General features: G+C 71.3%; 5 protein-coding genes. 4 read left to right on the top strand and 1 reads right to left on the bottom strand.

The annotated features are described in order from the left end of the window. On the bottom strand, positions 1-85 hold an 85-nt coding region (locus tag AB0C29_RS39500; protein ID WP_360831822.1), incomplete at its 3' end, for a DUF899 family protein. A 108-nt stretch (positions 86-193) separates the two neighbouring features. Between AB0C29_RS39500 and AB0C29_RS39495 the strand changes: the two genes are divergently transcribed. The 4 genes from AB0C29_RS39495 to AB0C29_RS39480 form a co-directional block, all read left to right on the top strand. Then, a complete protein-coding gene (locus AB0C29_RS39495; protein WP_360831818.1) occupies positions 194-1,324 on the top strand; it encodes an epoxide hydrolase family protein in 1,131 nt (376 codons plus the stop codon). Then, positions 1,321-2,400 carry an epoxide hydrolase family protein gene (locus AB0C29_RS39490; protein WP_360831815.1) on the top strand — a complete coding sequence of 360 codons (1,080 nt, stop codon included), beginning with the start codon at positions 1,321-1,323 and terminating at the stop codon, positions 2,398-2,400. Before AB0C29_RS39495 ends, AB0C29_RS39490 begins: the two co-directional genes overlap by 4 nt. A gap of 34 nt (positions 2,401-2,434) precedes the next feature. Beyond that, a complete protein-coding gene (locus AB0C29_RS39485) occupies positions 2,435-2,986 on the top strand; it encodes a hypothetical protein (RefSeq protein WP_360831812.1) in 552 nt (183 codons plus the stop codon). A 36-nt stretch (positions 2,987-3,022) separates the two neighbouring features. Then, positions 3,023-3,389, top strand: a 367-nt coding sequence (locus AB0C29_RS39480; protein ID WP_360831809.1) for a methyltransferase domain-containing protein, incomplete at its 3' end; no start/stop codon positions are given.

Genomic DNA, 3,389 nt, shown 5'->3' with positions numbered 1-3,389 from the left:
GCGCGACCCGGTCGTCCAGGGTGGCGTGGAAGTCGAAGTTGAAACTGGTGCCGTACGACGAGTACCACGGGAACTGCCACCCCATCCGCTATGCAACGTGGCCACGACACCACTATATCTGATTACTGGTGTTGACGGAGCCGCGACACCGGTATTAGCGTTCGATGGTGTCGAGAGATGCGAGGAGGAGACCATGAACGTTCCCGACGCCGAACTCGAAGACCTGCGCGACCGGCTGCGCCGGACCCGGTGGGCCACCCCCTGGCCGGCCGGCGGCTGGGAGGCCGGCACCGACGGCGAGGAGCTGCGCCGGCTGGTCGGCTACTGGGCCTCGGGCTACGACTGGCGCAAGCACGAGGCCGCCATCAACGCACTGCCGTCCCGGTACGCCGACATCGACGGCACCCCGGTCCACTACCTGCGCTACGACGCCGAGCGCGAAGGGGCGCTGCCGCTGGTCCTGACCAACGGCTGGCCCAGCTCCTTCCTGGAACTGACCGGCCTGGCCGAGCGGCTGTCCACCCCCTCCCGGTACGGCGGCAGCCCCGACGACGCGTTCACCGTCATCGTCCCGTCCCTGCCCGGCTTCGGGTTGTCACCGCAGCGCCCCACCTTCCCCGACGACGTTCTGCCGACCCACGAGATCTGGCACCGGCTGATGCACGACGAGCTGGGCTTCGACCGGTACGGCGCCCACGGTGAGGATCTCGGCGCGGGCATCACCGTCCGGCTCGGGCAGACCCATCCCGAAGCGGTGGCCGGCATCCACGTGCTGACCATCGGAGACCCGCCCACCTACGACCCGGCTGGCCTGACCGACGAGGAACGTGCCTACCTGGACGCGAAGGCGGCCTGGCACGTCACCGAGGGCGGATACTCCCACCAGCAGCGCACCCGCCCGCTGACCCTCGCCCAGGGCCTGTCCGACTCACCGTCGGGCCTGCTCGCGTGGATCCTGGAGAAGTACCGGGCGTGGAGCGACTGCGACGGCGACGTGTCCCGCCGGTTCAGCGACGACTTCCTGCTCACCCAGGCCTCGCTGTACTGGTTCACCAACTCGATCTCCACCTCGTTCCGCCCGTACTACGCCGGCGACCGCGGACTGCTGCCGGACCGCGGCCGCGTCGAGGTCCCGACCGCGGTGGCCTTGTTCCCCGCCGAGATCGGTGCCCGGCCACCCCGCAGCTGGGTCGAGCGCGCCTACCACCTCACCCGGTACACGGTCATGCCGCGCGGCGGCCACTTCGCGCCGCACGAGGAGCCCGAGCTGCTGGCTGACGACCTGACCGCCTTCTTCCGCCCGCTCACCGGAGGGACACGATGAACTCCGCACCCGAGACCACCGGCCAGGACGTCATCGACGACCTCAAGGCCCGGCTGCGGGCGTACCGGCGGGTACCGCTGCCCGGGGGCTGGGGATGGCAGCGCGGTGCCGACCCGGATTACCTGGCCGACCTCGTGGACTATTGGGCGCACGCGTACGACTGGCGCCTCCACGAGGACCGGATCCGGCAGCTGCCCTGGGCACTGACGCCCGCCACCCGGGCGATCCACCAGCGCTCCGGGCGCGCCGACGCCGCCGCGGTGCTCCTGCTGCACGGCTGGCCCGACTCGGTCCTGCGCTTCGAGCGCGTCCTGCCCCTGCTCACCGACTACCACGTGGTCACGCCCGCCCTGCCCGGCTACCCGTTCGCGACTCCGGTCCCCGGGCACGGCATGTCGGCCGACGACATGGCCGGCCCGGTCGCCGAGACGATGGCCGCGCTCGGTTACGACCGGTACGTGGTCTCGGCCGGTGACGTCGGCTGCGATGTCGCCGAGGCGCTGGCCGCCCGTTTTCCCGAGCGGGTCGCGGCGCTGCACCTCACCGACGTCTCCCAGCACCACTTCCTGGCCGATCTGCCCACCGACCTGTCGAAGAACGAGCGGGACTACGTCGAGCGCGGCCGGGATTGGCAGGCCCGCGAGGGTGGCTACATGCACGAGCAGTCCACCAAGCCGCACACGCTGGCCGTTGCGCTGGGCGACTCCCCGGCGGGGCTGGCGGCGTGGCTGGTGGAGAAGCTGCGCACGTGGACCGACTGCGACGGCGACGTGGAGTCCGTCTTCACCCGTGACGAGTTGCTGACCTGGGTCACGGCGTACTGGGTGAGCGGGGCCATCGGGACGTCCTTCACGCCGTACGTGGCGGCCGGGCCCAAGCCGGCCCGCATCACGCCGCCGGCGGTGTTCACCGTCTTCCCGCGTGATCTGGTCAACGCGCCCCGTGAGTTCGCCGAGCGGTTCTTCGACGTACGCGGGTGGCGCGAGGAGGCCCACGGCGGTCACTTCGCCGCCTGGGAGCACCCGGACCGGTACGCGGCCGGTATCCACGACACCGTCCGGCTCGCCGCCACCTGACAGGATCCACACAGTTGTGGTCGAGAGTCGGCGCATGCGTACAACGATCTTCCACGCTGTTGCCGGGTCCGTGCTGACGGTGGCCGCGCTGGCCGGCTGCAGCGGGCCCGCGACCGACGAGAAACGCCCCGACATCGCCACGCTGCGGACCGCCGATCCCGCGTCGGCCGCTCCCCCGTCGACGGCCGTCCGGGAGCGGCCGGTGGTCCGCCCCGACGAGGGCAAGGAGGAGTTCGAGCGGTACGTGGCGGTCTGGCAGGAGTGCCTCTTCAGCCACGGCGTCCCCCGCGTGCCGAAGGGCGGCAAGCCGGCGATCGCCGAGCACGAGGCGGCGACCGCCGAGTGTGAGCACCTGTACCCGGAGAACTGGATGGAACGGGAGGCGCGGACCAACCCGGAGTACACCGACCGGCTGCGCGACACGGCGAAGTGCCTGAAGAAGAAGGGGCACGAGGTCACCGTCGGCGGTGATCCGGTGGCCCTGATGTACGGCGACAACACCAGCGCCAACAAGGCCTACGACGACGAGCAGGAGTGCCAGCGCACCGCGTTCCGCCAGGACATCAAGAAGTACGAGGGCGGCTGACCTCCGGCGCTCGTCGCGGGGCGTCAGGATGGTGGGATGACTGACGCGGATCGCCGGCAGCTCGGCCGGGTGTTCAACGACGTGGCCGACCTCTACGACCGGGTGCGGCCGGGGTATCCCGACGAGCTGTTCGCGGACCTGGCCGCCCTCACCGGCATCCACGACGGGTCCCCGGTGCTCGAGGTCGGCTGCGGCACCGGGCAGGCGACCCGCTCGCTGGCCGCGCTCGGCTACTCGGTGACCGCCGTGGAACCGGGCGCGGAGCTGGCCGCGATCGCCCGGCAACGGCTCGCCCCCTTCGGCAACGTCGAGGTGCAGACGTCCTCGTTCGAGCAGTGGGACGCCCGTGGTGAGCGCTTCGACGCCATCGTGGCCGCGACGTCGTGGCACTGGGTGGACCCGT

The sequence above is a fragment of the Actinoplanes sp. NPDC048791 genome (assembly GCF_040650095.1).
Taxonomy (GTDB): domain Bacteria; phylum Actinomycetota; class Actinomycetes; order Mycobacteriales; family Micromonosporaceae; genus Actinoplanes.
This window is presented reverse-complemented; position numbering and strand designations above follow the sequence as displayed.

What these genes read in the sequence shown, in the direction of transcription:
- AB0C29_RS39495 (WP_360831818.1), top strand. Translation starts at nt 194, where the DNA reads ATGAACGTTCCCGACGCCGAACTCGAAGACCTGCGCGACCGGCTGCGC.
- AB0C29_RS39490 (WP_360831815.1), top strand. Translation starts at nt 1,321, where the DNA reads ATGAACTCCGCACCCGAGACCACCGGCCAGGACGTCATCGACGACCTC.
- AB0C29_RS39485 (WP_360831812.1), top strand. Translation starts at nt 2,435, where the DNA reads ATGCGTACAACGATCTTCCACGCTGTTGCCGGGTCCGTGCTGACGGTG.